This is a genomic window from Pseudoalteromonas sp. QJM3NY_22 (genome assembly GCF_056173065.1).
Window position 1 is genome coordinate 4,073,655 of sequence record NZ_CM149655.1, and the last position, 14,070, is coordinate 4,087,724.

Annotated in this window: 12 protein-coding genes; 9 read left to right on the forward strand and 3 right to left on the reverse strand. The window is 41.2% G+C overall.

Features of this window, described 5'->3' with window-relative positions:
* The first annotated feature begins 525 nt into the window (after positions 1 to 525).
* A complete protein-coding gene (locus AC0VZ4_RS18850; protein ID WP_008133407.1) occupies positions 526 to 774 on the forward strand; it encodes an HP1242/YdcH family protein in 249 nt (82 codons plus the stop codon).
* Between the two features lie 162 nt (positions 775 to 936).
* Here AC0VZ4_RS18850 and AC0VZ4_RS18855 read toward each other — a convergent pair whose 3' ends face one another.
* Positions 937 to 1,755 carry an SDR family NAD(P)-dependent oxidoreductase gene (locus tag AC0VZ4_RS18855; RefSeq protein WP_475440431.1) on the reverse strand — a complete coding sequence of 273 codons (819 nt, stop codon included), beginning with the start codon at positions 1,753 to 1,755 and terminating at the stop codon, positions 937 to 939.
* Between the two features lie 314 nt (positions 1,756 to 2,069).
* On the opposite strand from AC0VZ4_RS18855, the gene galE reads away from it, so the two are divergent.
* The 7 genes from galE (at position 2,070) to glpD (ending at position 11,176) form a co-directional block, all read left to right on the forward strand.
* Entirely contained in the window at positions 2,070 to 3,083 is a 1,014-nt protein-coding gene (gene galE, locus AC0VZ4_RS18860; RefSeq protein WP_024593405.1) for a UDP-glucose 4-epimerase GalE, read from the forward strand.
* 1 nt (position 3,084) lies between these two features.
* Positions 3,085 to 4,149 carry a UDP-glucose--hexose-1-phosphate uridylyltransferase gene (locus AC0VZ4_RS18865; RefSeq protein ID WP_475440432.1) on the forward strand — a complete coding sequence of 355 codons (1,065 nt, stop codon included), beginning with the start codon at positions 3,085 to 3,087 and terminating at the stop codon, positions 4,147 to 4,149.
* Positions 4,139 to 5,287, forward strand: coding sequence for a galactokinase (gene galK, locus AC0VZ4_RS18870; protein ID WP_475440433.1), 1,149 nt, complete (start codon positions 4,139 to 4,141; stop codon positions 5,285 to 5,287). The genes AC0VZ4_RS18865 and galK overlap by 11 nt, the downstream gene beginning before the upstream one ends.
* Before the next feature lie 19 nt (positions 5,288 to 5,306).
* A complete protein-coding gene (locus AC0VZ4_RS18875) occupies positions 5,307 to 6,311 on the forward strand; it encodes a Gfo/Idh/MocA family protein (protein ID WP_475440434.1) in 1,005 nt (334 codons plus the stop codon).
* 29 nt (positions 6,312 to 6,340) lie between these two features.
* Complete coding sequence (locus AC0VZ4_RS18880) at positions 6,341 to 7,663, forward strand: alpha/beta hydrolase family protein (RefSeq protein WP_475440435.1); 1,323 nt, start codon at positions 6,341 to 6,343, stop codon at positions 7,661 to 7,663.
* Between the two features lie 296 nt (positions 7,664 to 7,959).
* Entirely contained in the window at positions 7,960 to 9,456 is a 1,497-nt protein-coding gene (glpK, locus tag AC0VZ4_RS18885; protein ID WP_475440436.1) for a glycerol kinase GlpK, read from the forward strand.
* Positions 9,457 to 9,670: 214 nt separating this feature from the next.
* Positions 9,671 to 11,176 carry a glycerol-3-phosphate dehydrogenase gene (glpD, locus tag AC0VZ4_RS18890; RefSeq protein WP_306724488.1) on the forward strand — a complete coding sequence of 502 codons (1,506 nt, stop codon included), beginning with the start codon at positions 9,671 to 9,673 and terminating at the stop codon, positions 11,174 to 11,176.
* A gap of 246 nt (positions 11,177 to 11,422) precedes the next feature.
* Here glpD and AC0VZ4_RS18895 read toward each other — a convergent pair whose 3' ends face one another.
* A complete protein-coding gene (locus tag AC0VZ4_RS18895) occupies positions 11,423 to 12,364 on the reverse strand; it encodes a 2-dehydro-3-deoxygalactonokinase (protein WP_475440437.1) in 942 nt (313 codons plus the stop codon).
* Positions 12,365 to 12,367: 3 nt separating this feature from the next.
* The gene (locus tag AC0VZ4_RS18900; RefSeq protein WP_007376247.1) at positions 12,368 to 13,126 is read right to left on the reverse strand and encodes an SDR family NAD(P)-dependent oxidoreductase; all 759 of its coding nucleotides are present in this window, start codon (positions 13,124 to 13,126) and stop codon (positions 12,368 to 12,370) included.
* Positions 13,127 to 13,323: 197 nt separating this feature from the next.
* Here AC0VZ4_RS18900 and AC0VZ4_RS18905 point away from each other — a divergent pair, with 197 nt between their 5' ends.
* A complete protein-coding gene (locus AC0VZ4_RS18905) occupies positions 13,324 to 14,025 on the forward strand; it encodes a FadR/GntR family transcriptional regulator (protein ID WP_475441685.1) in 702 nt (233 codons plus the stop codon).
* The last annotated feature ends 45 nt before the right edge of the window (positions 14,026 to 14,070 follow it).

The following is a 14,070-nucleotide window of genomic DNA, read 5'->3' on the forward strand; positions in this document are numbered from 1 at the left end:
TTATTGACCACTACTTCACACAAGTGGTACTAAGCGCTGCATTCTACCACTATTAATTAACCAACATAAATTAGCAAAAAGCGTTAAAAACTTGCTCTTTTAACTAAAATAGCAGCTCAAGATAGATTTATTGCCCAGAGTTCAGGTTACTTAAGTTTAATTCCACTCATAGTCGCTTAACTTCTGTGGTTATTCTACTTCCTCGCATCTTGAGCAATAATATCAAGCCCTAAGCTTTTCACGAGTAGTTAATACGACTATTTCAGCTGTATACCCCAGCCATAAATTATTGACCGCTAAAGTACGTGCGTTTATCGATCATTTTATTGCCTGCTTTGGTGAAGTCCCTTATTAGAAAAAACAATAACTGCTAAAAAGTAAAAGCGGTTGTTTGCGCTATATCAAATTAAGTTGGCAATGGTTGATTTATGATTGTTTAAACCCCAGTGTATTATATGAAGGTAATAATTCACTTAAACAACTCACTTACTTGTGAGCTCATTTATATCCTATTAAGGAGCGAATATGTTAGGCGAAGACCACTCATTAACAAACGACTTTCCAGATCATTTAAATGCCATTGCAACACTCAATACTGACGATTCTGAATTTGCCGAAAAGGCAACACAATACGATAAGTTAGACAAAGAAATAAGAGTATTGGAGCTTAAAGATGCGCCAATTAGCGATGAACAAATGCATCAATTAAAGCATGATCGCTCAGAATTAAAAGATTGGCTATACCAGCGTTTACTTCAAGCCGAACAACACTAAAAAGTAAAAAAGAGTTCGTTGTAAACAGTGAACTCTTTGATCGTCTTCAATCAAAAATCTATATTACTTTACAAAATCACCCACTGGATTCATAAACACAGTAGCAGGGCTTTAAAGTTGTCATAAAGCGCGCACTCAGCAGTCCACGTATAGGTGTATTCATTATAATTCACCTAATTTAAGCTGTGCTAAAACACTATCTAATGTATCAACTAGTTGTTGGTTTTTAGTCTCGTTTAATGCATCTATATGTGGCGGTGCAAAACGCTCAGCATCGTTATCAAAATACAAACCTGTGGCGTTGTTAAATTCATCGCTAAGCGCAGCACGATAAAAAATATCAGCTCCTAGTTTTAGATCTCCACCGTCTAATCCGTATGCATCTTTAACCATTTTGCTACCCAGTAACGATTTTGGATTTACTGATACAACTAACGGGCCTACCTCTTTTAATTTAAGTCCTAGATAGCGCGACCACATCGTAATAGCTAACTTACTTTGTGCATAAGCGTCACCATCCGAAAGCGCCTTATTACCAATAAGTGCATCAAGGTTAACGCTTGATTGCGCGGCCGATGATACGTTAACTACACGCGCATTTTTATTTAATAGTGGTAACAGTAATTTAGTCAGTAAATAAGGTGCAAATGTATTTACGGCAAAACGCGCATCAAGGCCATCAGGTGTTATTACGTTCTCAAGCTTGAATACACCAGCGTTATTAATAAGTACGTCAATTTGTTTATGATCTGCGCTTATCTGTTCTGCCAAATAATGTACCTGTGACATTTCGCTTAAATCGGCCACATAGCTTTGAGTATTTGCTTGCGGGTAATGCTCGTTTAACATTGTCTGTACATTATTAAGCTTTTCTATATTACGACCATGCAGTAATACAGTGTGACCTTGGGCTAGTAACATTTTTGCCGTCTCTAAACCAATGCCATCTGTTGCACCGGTGATTAAAATGATTTTTTTCATGTGTATGCCCTCTCAGTGCAACATTAAAGTAGTTAACCTGGACTCTAGATAATAAATATCTTAACCAGGGTTGTGGTTAGTTAAAGCCCAGTTACAGTCTTAAAGTAAATTATGCAGCTATCGTAGCACCCCAATACCGTCGTGATAATTAGCCATGTAATAGAATCAGTTTATAAAATAAATTGATAAAGCGAGGATCTGATGAGCGAATGTTTTTTATTCTTCTATTTGAATTTTGCTCTAATCATTACTATTGTTTTTACACCCCCTTAATAGTAGTATTTATCATATAAATATACTTTTCGAGAAATAACATGAAAGTTTTAGTTACTGGCGGCATGGGTTACATAGGTAGCCACACATGCATTGCATTGCATGAAGCAGGTATTACACCTGTTATTTATGATAACTTATCTAATGCAAGTGCGCGGGTACTTGACCAACTCGAAAAAATTACAGGTACTCGGTTTGAGTTTATTTTGGGTGACATTCAAGACGAGCAACAATTTAAACTCGCTCTAAAACATACTAAAGCCGAAGCTGTTTTTCACTTTGCAGCTTTAAAAGCCGTTGGCGAATCAACTGAGCAACCGCTGCGTTATTATCAAAATAATGTGTCGGGCACATTAAGCATGTTACAGAGCATGCAAGAGGCAGGCGTTAACCATATTATATTTAGCTCATCGGCTACTGTGTACGGCGAGCCAGACTACCTCCCTATTGACGAAAAGCATCCTATACGCGCAACTAACCCCTATGGTTGGACTAAAGTCATGGTTGAGCAAGCCATGCAAGACGTATGTAATGCCAACAGTCAATTTATGGGGATTGCGCTTCGTTACTTTAACCCAGTAGGTGCACACCCAAGCGGTTTACTAGGCGAAAGTCCTAATGGTATTCCTAATAACTTAATGCCATTTATTGCCCAAACTGCAGTAGGTAAGCGCGACGTGGTAAATATTTTTGGTGACGACTACGACACCGAAGATGGCACCGGCGTGCGCGACTATATTCACGTTTTAGATTTAGCGAAAGGCCACGTTGCCGCTTTTATGCAGCACAAAACAGACACCGCTTTTCATGCTTATAACTTAGGCACAGGGCAAGGTTATTCTGTGCTTGATATGATCAAAGCATTTAGCGCATCAGCCAATAAAGATATTCCGTATAAGATTGCACCGCGCCGAGCAGGTGATATTGCCTGTAATTACGCCGATGCCACAAAAGCGCAAAACACACTTAACTGGCACGCAGAACTAACACTTAGCGACATGACAAACGACACATGGCGCTGGCAAACTAATTACCCAAGTGGGTTGGAGAGTTAATATGACTTTATTAGAAAGTACTCACAGACGTAAAAATCCGCTAACGGGTCGTTGGGTATTAGTGTCACCACATCGTAATAATCGCCCATGGTTAGGCGCAACAGAAGCTGTTAACGAAAACGTATTACCAAAACACGATGAAAACTGCCCACTTTGTCCTGGCAACACCCGTGCAAATGGCGACAGTAACCCAGATTACAAATACACCCATGTATTTAGAAATGACTTTGGCGCACTCACACCTAATGCCAGCGAGCAATTACAAAGCTTAGAGTCAGACAGCGATTTATTTATTGCCGACGAAGCCAGTGGCGAATGCCGCGTAATTTGTTTTTCTCCGGAGCACAATAAAACACTACCAGAGCTTAGCCAAAATGCATTGCACGAAGTAGTAAAAACTTGGAAACAAAATTACACAGAGCTTGCACAGCAGTACGAATGCGTACAAGTTTTTGAGAATAAAGGTGAGATCATGGGTTGTTCGCAACCTCATCCTCACGGTCAAGTATGGGCGCATTCGCATTTATCAACGGAAATTGAAGCCGAAGATAACCAGCAGCTCGCCTATTATGAAAAGCATGGCACAGCCTTGCTTGCCGATTACGCGCAAAAAGAGCAAGCAGATCAAACTCGTGTAGTATTTGAAAACGAGCACTGGCTTGTGGTTGTGCCATTTTGGGCTGCATGGCCGTTTGAAACAATGCTAGTAACTAAAGATAACATTCAAAACTTTAGCCAGCTAAACGATGCACAAACCGACTCTTTAGCTCAGGCTCTTAAAGTATTAACCACTAAATACGACAACGTATTTAATTGCAGCTTCCCCTACTCAATGGGTTGGCACAATGCACCGGCCAATAGAGGCTCTGATGAGCAGCACTGGCGCTTGCATGCACATTTTTATCCGCCGCTACTTCGCTCTGCTACCGTTAAAAAACACATGGTAGGCTACGAAATGCTAGGCGAAAGCCAACGCGATTTAAGCGCAGAAACCGCCGCTTCTATTTTAAAAGCAGCCAGTACCACACATTATAAAGATACAGCAGGACACATAGATGAAGCTTAACGAATTCCAACAACAATTTTTGTCACTGTATGGCGCTCCTGCTCAAGGTATTGCAGCAGCACCGGGGCGTGTAAACCTCATTGGCGAATTTACCGACTACAACGATGGCTTTGTTTTACCGTGTTCGTTAGCATTTCGTACCCAAGTTATGTTTAAACAGCGCGACGATAATATTATCACTGTGCGCTCTTTAAATTACCCAGGCGAGCAAGACCGCTTTAGCGTTGATGAGGCAATCAGCGAAGGCCAATCGCAATGGGGTAACTACATTCGCGCGGTGGCTTTTGTACTTAAACGAGCAGGCCATACATTACGTGGCGCTGACCTACTTATTGATAGTAATTTGCCGCAAGGCAGTGGCTTGTCGTCATCGGCAGCACTCGAAGTTGCTGTTGGCGGTATGTTTAACCATATTGCACAGCTTGGTTTACCACCAGAGAAAATTGCGTTATTTGGCCAAGAAGCCGAAAACGACTTTATGCATTGCCAATGCGGTATTATGGATCAGCTTATTTCGGCTAAAGGCGAGAATGGTCACGCACTTTTAATTGACTGCGAAAACTTAGCGACTACGGCGGTAAAAGTACCAGATGATTTAAACATTGTTATTGTTAATTCAAACTACCCGCGTAAATTAGTTGATAGCGAATACAACCAGCGCCGTATTGACTGCGAACAAGCTGCTGTAAAAATGGGTGTAGAAACACTTCGCCAAGCCACCATGGCTGGCCTGCAAGCAGTAAAAGCGACATTAAGCGAAAACGAATATAAACGTGCACACCACGTAATTAGCGAAAACGACCGTGTAATTGCAGCAACTACTGCACTACAAAATAACAATATGGATGCACTTCGCACGCTAATGGCTGCATCGCACCAATCGCTTAAACACGACTTTGAAGTAACCGTACCTGCAACCGATGGCCTAGTAGAAATTTGTAAAGAAGCGATGGGCGAGCGCGGCGCAGTACGTATGACAGGGGGTGGTTTTGGTGGCGCAATTGTATGTTTGTGTCGCGATGCTGAAGTACCACTAATTAAAGCAGCGGTAGAAAAGCATTACTTTGAACGCTTTAGCTTAAATGCTGATATTTACGTATGTTCAGCGGGTTCAGGATTACAAATTACGTCTTTTTAAATAAACTTAAGGAATAAGCATGGCAAAGGTTAATTGGGGTATTATTGGGTGTGGCAATATAGCTCACACCTTTGCTAAAAGCATTGCACATTGTAGGGATGCACAGCTTATTGGCGCGGCATCAACGAGTATGCAGCGCGCTAAAGAATTTGCCACACCGTACAATATTCAAGGCTACGAGAGCTATCAAGCTCTTATGCAATGCCCAAATATAGATGCTATTTATATTGCCAATACGCACGATCAACACTTTAAAACGATAGCCCAATGCTTAAAACACAATAAGCACGTGCTTAGCGAAAAACCAATTACCGTTAATGCTAAGCAGTTGCAAAGCCTCACTGAGCTTGCAAAACAACAAAACTGCTTTTTAATGGAAGGCGTTTGGATGCGATTTTTACCAGCCATAGTAAAATTACAACAGCTCCTAAGTGAAGGTGTTATTGGTAATGTGCACAGTGTTAATGCCAACTTTAGTTTACCTGGCAGCTTTACCGACACTCACCGATTAATGAATCCTGTAACAGCGGGTGGCGCCCTACTCGATTTAGGTATTTATCCTATTTCGATTGCTGATGTGGTATTTAATAAAGCCCCTGAACACATCAAATCCTTTGTACATAAAAGCACAACCGGTGTTGATGAGCGAAGCACTGCTATAGTTGATTACGGTAACGGGCAATTTGCATCTCTTGCCAGCGCACTGCAGCAAAACGGCCCAACAGAAGCATGTATTAATGGTGAGCTTGGCTATATTCGAATACCTCAGTTTGTAGGTGCACAAACGCTAGAGCTACACATAAACGACCAAGACCCGCAATACTTTGAATACGACTTTAGTGACGATGAAAACTTTAAGTTTGAAATTGCACATGTCACGCAGTGTATATTACAAAAACAAACCCAAAGCAGCGTATTACCCCTCGGTACTAGCTTGCGAGTTATGAACATAATGGATACCTTGCGAGCACAATGGCAGCTGCAATATAGCAATACCGTCGAGTCGGCTGAACTGATAAATTAAAAAATAAAAATACACAACAAGGACACACAATGACACACACACTCAAGGCGCTTTCAAAAGCTATATTACTTGCTACGTGCAGTTTATCTGCCAGTGTAGCTGTTGCTGAATCTAATAAACCAGAGCAGCTATACCCGCCAATCACTAGCGAAGTACTGCCAGAACTTGCAGCTAAAGGTAGCTACAATGTAGGTGTGCAAACACTTGGTTTAGTTAACCCTGCGCAATTTGATCCCGCTACACAAGGTCAAAAAGATCGTCCTTTAAAAGTAGAAGTGTGGTATCCGGCTGCAAATACAGCAAAAGCACCACTTAGCAGCTACACAGATGAAACTCGCTCAGGTAAAGAGTTTACTTTGCAAGCCGATGCAATGCGTGATGTCGCCATAAATAGTAAAGAGCACTACCCTGTCATTGTGCTTTCGCACGGTTATACCGGTTACCGTACAATTATGTACTACTTAGGCGAGCACTTAGCGTCGCACGGTTACATAGTTGTAGCGATTGATCATACTGATTCAACTAACGCAGATGTTGATTTTAAAAATGCGCCGTTCTCAGGCTTTTTCAGTACGCTTATAAATCGCTCTCGCGATCAGCAGTTTGTTATTAATTACTTCAACGAGCAAAATAACTTTGCAAGTAAGCAAGTAGATAACAAAAGCGCTGGTGTAATTGGTTACTCAATGGGTGGCTATGGCGCGGTAAATACGATAGGTGGTTGTTACGCTTTTAATGAGCAAACTACGGCCATGTTTACGGGTATAAAAGACCCAGCTCAAATTAAACAAGTACAGCAACTACTCAACAGCTGCGCTGGTGGGCAATACCAAAACCCGAAAGTAGACCCACGCATAAAAGCCATGGTTGCCTTTGCACCGTGGGGCGGGCAGCACGCTATATTTGATGCCAAAGCAATGGCAAATATTAAAGTACCTTCGCTTTATATAGCCGGTAACTTAGATGATATTTCAGGCTATGAAGGCATTAAAAACCTTTATAACCAAACAGGCAGCGAAGATAAGTACATGCTTACTTACAAAAATGCGCGCCATAATATTGCACCACACCCAGCCCCTGCTATTGCACAAAGCAGCAGTGAGTTAGATATAGGCCATTACTACGAGCCATCGTGGTCTATGCGCACACTAAACGAAATCAATAAACACTTTGTGCTTGCTATGATGGATTGCCACGTAAAAGGTATAGCCAGTGAGTGTAAATACTTAGATTTACCACAAAACGGCGACCAAGCTGTTGTTGATGGTAAGCCACTACCACAGTGGCACGGATTTGATAATCGCTTTTCCACTGGTATGGATTGGCAACAAGCTAAACCACACGTTAAGTAACTGAGCTCTGGATAATAAATCTATCTCAAGCAGCTATGTTCAGCGTTAACTACGTTGAATTTACTTGCAATAGTCCGTCAGATTTCAAGTTAAGTAACTCACTAAAAGCGACTGTTTCTCTTAAATAGTCGCGCTCGCACTTAAAATTGACTCAAAGTAAAACGCCCTGCTTTTTAAAAGTTATCAATAAAAACAGGCGAGTTTACTTTTTAGTAAGATATTTTAAGAAAAACCATTGCCATTAGCTAACGTTAAAGGCAATCTAGCTATATATAAGATAAATAATATTAATAAATATGTCCAAATACATACTCTCAATTGATCAAGGAACCACAAGCTCTCGTGCCATCTTGTTTACAAAAGATGCAGACGTTTTTGGTACAGCACAGCAAGAATTTCCTCAGCATTTTCCACAAAACGGCTGGGTTGAGCATGATCCTAACGATATTTGGCAAACAGTGCTTAGCACTAGTCGCGAAGTACTCGCTAAACAAGATGTAAAGCCTGAAGAAATTATCGCTATAGGTATCACTAACCAACGCGAAACCACCCTAGTATGGAACAAAAAAACAGGCAAAACGATTTATAACGCGATTGTTTGGCAAGATAGACGCACTAGTGACTACTGCGAAAGCTTAACGACCGATGAACTTTGCCAAACTATTAGCGAAAAAACAGGCTTGCTACTTGACCCTTATTTTTCAGCCACTAAAGTTCGTTGGATTTTAGATAATGTTGAAGGCGCACGCGAACAAGCCCTCGCTGGCGAACTGGCTTTTGGTACGGTTGACACTTACCTACTTTGGCAACTAACAGGTGGTAAAGAACATCGCACTGATGCAACGAATGCATCCCGTACTATGTTATTTAATATTCATACCCAGCAGTGGGATCAAGAGCTTCTAGAGTTATTCGATATTCCAGAATCTATGCTGCCAGAAGTAATGGACTCAGCCGACGAATTTGGCTCAACGAGCGCTGATCTTTTTGGTGCACCAATTCGTGTATGCGGTATTGCTGGTGATCAACAGGCAGCCCTTGTTGGTCATGCATGTTTTGAGCAAGGCATGGCAAAAAGTACATATGGCACTGGCTGCTTTTTAATGCTTAACACCGGCGAAAAAGCACTTACCTCAGAAAACCGCTTATTGACCACTGTTGCCTACAGACTAAACGGCAAACCAACTTACGCCATTGAAGGCAGTATCTTTATGGCTGGCGCGACTATGCAGTGGATTGTGGAAGGCTTAAAACTACTTAGTCATGCTGGCGAAAGTGAATCGATGGTTAAAGATGTCCCCCTCGATCATGGTGTATTTTTAGTGCCTTCGTTTACGGGTTTAGGTGCACCTTATTGGGACCCAAATGCACGTGGCGCTATTTTAGGTCTTACACGCGACTCAGGAATTAGCACTATTGTTGCGGCTGCTTTGCAATCAGTGGGTTATCAAACCAAAGATTTACAAAAAGCGATGGAGCGTGATGGCCTTCGCCCAAGTGTGCTTCGTGTAGATGGCGGCATGGTAAAAAACAATTGGGTTATGACCTTCCTATCAAACATTTTAGGTGCAACAGTAGAGCGTCCAACGGTGACCGAAACCACCTCTTTAGGGGTCGCTTATTTAGCAGGCTTACAAACCGGCGTTTACGAATCAACTGAGCAGTTATCGAAAATGTGGACATGTGACCGTCGTTTTGAGCCAACTATGAGTGCCGACGAGCGTAATGATTTATATGCAAAATGGCAGCACTGTGTAGCTCAAGTGTGCTTAACAAATAAAAATTGCCCGTAGTAAATACTAAGTGGCTAAGGCTAATACTTTAGTCACTTTGTCTTTTTTAACTTAGCTAAATGCTCGATTTAAAAGGCACACTTTACTGCTCCAAATTGAAAGTGGATTCGCGTCAAAATTAACAAATAAAAAACTGGGTTTTCTATTGTCAAATGAAAACAGCAGCTTTATGATGCTATATGTATTATTTATATTATAAATAAAAGGGTGCTCGGTGAAATTAGCAGATAACGAATATGACTTACTAGTCATCGGTGGCGGCGTAAACGGCACAGGCATAGCAGCAGATGCTGCTGGTAGAGGACTTAAAGTACTTTTGTGCGAACAGTCAGATCTAGCTTCTGCAACGTCTTCAAACAGCTCCAAGCTGATCCATGGTGGTCTGCGCTACCTTGAGCACTACGAATTTAGATTAGTAAAAGAAGCCTTAGCCGAGCGAGAAGTGCTGCTTAAAAATGCCCCTCACATTATGTGGCCACTTACGTTTAGATTACCCCATCAAAAGCATTTACGCCCTGCATGGATGATCCGCATTGGCTTATTTATGTATGACAACCTAGCAAAACGAGTTACGTTACCTGCATCGAAGAGCATTAAATTTGGCGAGCATAGCGTACTAGAACCTTCAATTACTAAAGGTTTTGAATACGCTGATGGCTGGGTTGATGACTCTCGCTTAGTTATTTTAAACGCCCTTGCAGCGCAGCAAAAAGGCGCAGTAATTGCCACACAAACTAAATGTGTCAAAGCGCATCGTGAGCAAGATAAATGGCAAGTAACGCTTGAGCAACAAAGTACAAAATCGCATTACAGTATTGCTGCTAAAGGCATTGTAAATGCAGCGGGCCCTTGGGTTGCTAAGCTTTTTGATGAAGCACTCGAAGAAAAATCACCACAAAATATTCGCCTTGTAAAAGGCAGCCACATTGTCGTGCCACGCATTCATAACGAACCGCAAGCTTATATTTTACAAAACAAAGATCAGCGTATTGTGTTTGTTATTCCGTTTGAAGATGATTACTCACTTATTGGCACGACTGATGTTGAGCACAAAGGTGAGGCACAAGACGTTAAAATTAGTGAAGAAGAAATCGATTACCTTATCGAGATTACTAATAGCTACTTTAAAACTCCGATTAAACGCCAAGATATTGTGCATACTTTTTCAGGTGTACGTCCATTACTTGATGATGAATCAGTTAATGCACAAGCCGTTACTCGCGATTATAAACTAGAGCTTTCGAGTGATGCTAAACAAACACCTCTACTGAGTGTGTTTGGCGGAAAAATTACAACTTACCGTAAACTTGCCGAAGCTGCGGTTAACAAGCTTGAAGACTTTTACCCGCAAATGAGTGAAGCTTGGACTAAACATAGTGCGTTACCAGGTGGCGATTTTAGCTCTGTAGAAGCACTTAAAGCGCAATTACAAACAACCTATAATTGGTTACCAAAAATACTGCTAAATCGCTTTGTACGCACCTATGGTACGCGCACTATAAATATTTTGGGTGATGCAAAACAACTAAGCGATTTAGGTCAAGATTTTGGGCATAACTTATTTGCAGCAGAGGTCGATTTTTTATTAAATGAAGAGTGGGCACAAAACGCATATAACATATTATGGCGCCGCACAAAGTTAGGACTGCGCTTTAGTGAAACCCAAACTACCACCCTTAATAATTATATTGAACAAAGCAAAGCGGCCAAAATTGCTTAATAACCGCTAAAGAAATTGGCTGCAATAGCCCTAAAAGCTTTCTACGAAACCCCTTTATAATTTAATCATTATGAAGGGGTTTAATTTTCTCGGTTATATAATACCAATCCGCAATAACACTTGGTCAATTTGAGGGCTTAAACCTGGCGCTAACTATGTTAATAATTTCTGATATAGAACAACTAAATAACGAAATTCTCACCTTGTTATCGACCCTATTTTCTTACTTCAAAATCGCTCACTTAATTAAGCTGATTGATATAAAAAATTAAAACCGCTCAACGTAGCCATTTTAATGTCAAACTCAACACATTTAACGCCTATTTGGTTAAGTGCCGTAGAAAAACATTTATTAAGCTGTTTGGTTCCCACTACCACAACTTGTGTATTACTTTGCAATTGCCACTCACTGGCATGGCGTGCTGCTCGTACGTCACTGCCAATTAACACACCCGATAAATACGCTTTAGCTTGTACAGGTGTTAACTCCTTTGAAAGCTGACGAGTACGCACACTAAAAATACCATGCGCTAAATTACCACTATCACTGCCAAGCGTGAGTTTGCACCCTTGATCAAATGCTTTCCAATCAAAGTCGCCCTCTTCACAGTCACTGGGTATCAATACACTTTGGTGGCACAGTAAATCGTATAACTCGCCAGTCATTGCGGTTTTAAAGCAGATTATTTCACCATGGTTTATAAGTACCCACTTAGTATGTGTACCTGGTAAACACAGTAATATTTTACCCTGTTGATACTCTGGGTTTTGTTTTAAAAACCCTAAAATTTGCAGCTCTTCACCGCGCATTACATCAAATAAAGAATTTTGTAGGGTACATTTAGTACCCGGCAACGCTTTAATAGTATGCCCTGCACAATTAAAGCTAATAGCAGCATCAAGCAAACTCTCAGGGTTTATAGGGCACTCTAAATAGGGCGTTTCGTACCAACCTATGCTTGATGTGATTTGCCCTGCTATATATACAGGTACGCAGCCATACTGCTGACTCCAAGGCTCGATAGCACTAAGAAGCGTTTGCTCAAAGTCTTGATTAACTTTTACAACACCAGGCCCATCACGTTGTTCAAGTAATGTAAGCGGTTGTTTTGCGTTAACGCGGCACAAATAAGCACGTAAATGACTGGTACCCCAATCAACGGCTATAAAAAGAGATGAAGTAGCCAAACTTTAAAGTCTCCCACCGTCAATTTTAATACCCTGCCCGGTAATCATACTGCTTTCATCTGCCGCTAAAAACATCGCTAAATTAGCAACATCCTCAGGTGAAACTAGCTTTTTAAGCGCCATAGCTTCCATCCATTTTACTTGCTCGGCCTCTGTAAACCAGCTTGCTAATTGACGGTCGGTAGCCACCCACCCAGGTAAAATAGCATTTACGCGAATACCAAACTCGCCATAATCACGAGCAAGTGCCTTAGTCATGCCTATAAGACCTGCTTTAGCGGTAACGTAACCAGCCATTTGCGGTTGGCCCATTATGGCATTGATAGAACTAAAGTTTATAATACTGCCCGCCCCTTCTCGCTGCATAAATGACATAGCGACTTGGGAAGCAAAAAAGGCTGGATTTAAATTAATTTGCAGACACTGATCCCAGTCTTGCACTGTAACGTCTTCGCTAGGTTGACGGCGATCGTTTGCTACGTTATTGACCAGTACATTGACGCTACCAAGGGCAGCACACGCATCAACTAATGATTGCTGCAGAGCATGGGAATCAGTTACATCAACTTGCCTGTACCATAAGTTAGCTTGTGGGAGATTGTTAATGAGCGCCTGCGCAGCATCGTCATCTATATCGATAAAAGCAACTTTGGCATTTTGCTTAGTAAATGATTCGACCATTGCTCTACCGATGCCTGATGCACCACCAGTAATAAAAATAACTTTACCAGAAAGACTATGATATTGAGCGAGGGTGTTCAAATTCAACTCTCCATACAGCACATATAAAATCTTATTTAAACCCTTTATAAACTGATACTTACAACATAAAGGGCCAAACCAAATTGTTATTACTGTGTTAAAATACTTAACTAATAAAAAGTTTATACCATATCCTTACGTACATTAATATGATATATGATATATAATCTAGCAATATGAACTCGGAAACTCGCACAATGAAAAGCCAACCTCGTCAAAACTTAACACACCAACTAACCCATGATTTGGGTTTTGCTATTGTGCGTGGCGTGTACCCTGTAAGTGAAGGTCTGCCGTCGGAAGCTGACTTATGTATAAAATACGATGTGAGCCGTAGCGCCACTCGCGAAGCGGTAAAAATGCTCTCTGCTAAAGGATTAATTTCGTCGCGTCCTAAGCAGGGTATTCGTGTATTACCTGAAAGTAGCTGGAACATGTTTGATACCGACGTACTGCGTTGGATTTTAAGCAGCAAACCTTCACTTTCTTTATTAAAAGAATTTACCCAAGTCCGTGTAGCACTTGAGCCTCAAGCTGCAGCGCTTGCAGCGGTGAATGCAACTGCTGAACAACTCGTTGAAATAGATAACGCGTTAGCGCGTATGGCCGATGCCGATGAAGGATTAGATGATCCTCTCGAAGCTGATATTGCCTTTCATACCAGTATATTAGTGGCCAGCAACAATCGATTTTTTGTACAATTGACTGAGTTTATTAGCACCGCATTACGTGTAAGTATTCGCTACACTAACCATATTAAAGGTGTACCCGGTGCTGATGTAGCAAAGCATGCAGACATTTTAAATACCATAAAGTCACGCGACCCTGAACGCGCTAAAAAAGCAGTAGAAACAATTTTAGAAGAAGCGCTTGAGCTTATCGAATCAAAGCTGGTGTAGTAAAAAGTTACTTTTGACAGATTAAAAAAGGGAGCTAATTAGCTC

Bases quoted from the DNA above. Each gene is read 5' to 3' on its own strand.
- glpK (WP_475440436.1), top strand. From the start codon at position 7,960: ATGTCCAAATACATACTCTCAATTGATCAAGGAACCACAAGCTCTCGT.
- AC0VZ4_RS18850 (WP_008133407.1), top strand. From the start codon at position 526: ATGTTAGGCGAAGACCACTCATTAACAAACGACTTTCCAGATCATTTA.
- galK (WP_475440433.1), top strand. From the start codon at position 4,139: ATGAAGCTTAACGAATTCCAACAACAATTTTTGTCACTGTATGGCGCT.
- AC0VZ4_RS18875 (WP_475440434.1), top strand. From the start codon at position 5,307: ATGGCAAAGGTTAATTGGGGTATTATTGGGTGTGGCAATATAGCTCAC.
- AC0VZ4_RS18855 (WP_475440431.1), bottom strand. From the start codon at position 1,755: ATGAAAAAAATCATTTTAATCACCGGTGCAACAGATGGCATTGGTTTA.
- galE (WP_024593405.1), top strand. From the start codon at position 2,070: ATGAAAGTTTTAGTTACTGGCGGCATGGGTTACATAGGTAGCCACACA.
- AC0VZ4_RS18865 (WP_475440432.1), top strand. From the start codon at position 3,085: ATGACTTTATTAGAAAGTACTCACAGACGTAAAAATCCGCTAACGGGT.
- AC0VZ4_RS18905 (WP_475441685.1), top strand. From the start codon at position 13,324: ATGAAAAGCCAACCTCGTCAAAACTTAACACACCAACTAACCCATGAT.
- AC0VZ4_RS18880 (WP_475440435.1), top strand. From the start codon at position 6,341: ATGACACACACACTCAAGGCGCTTTCAAAAGCTATATTACTTGCTACG.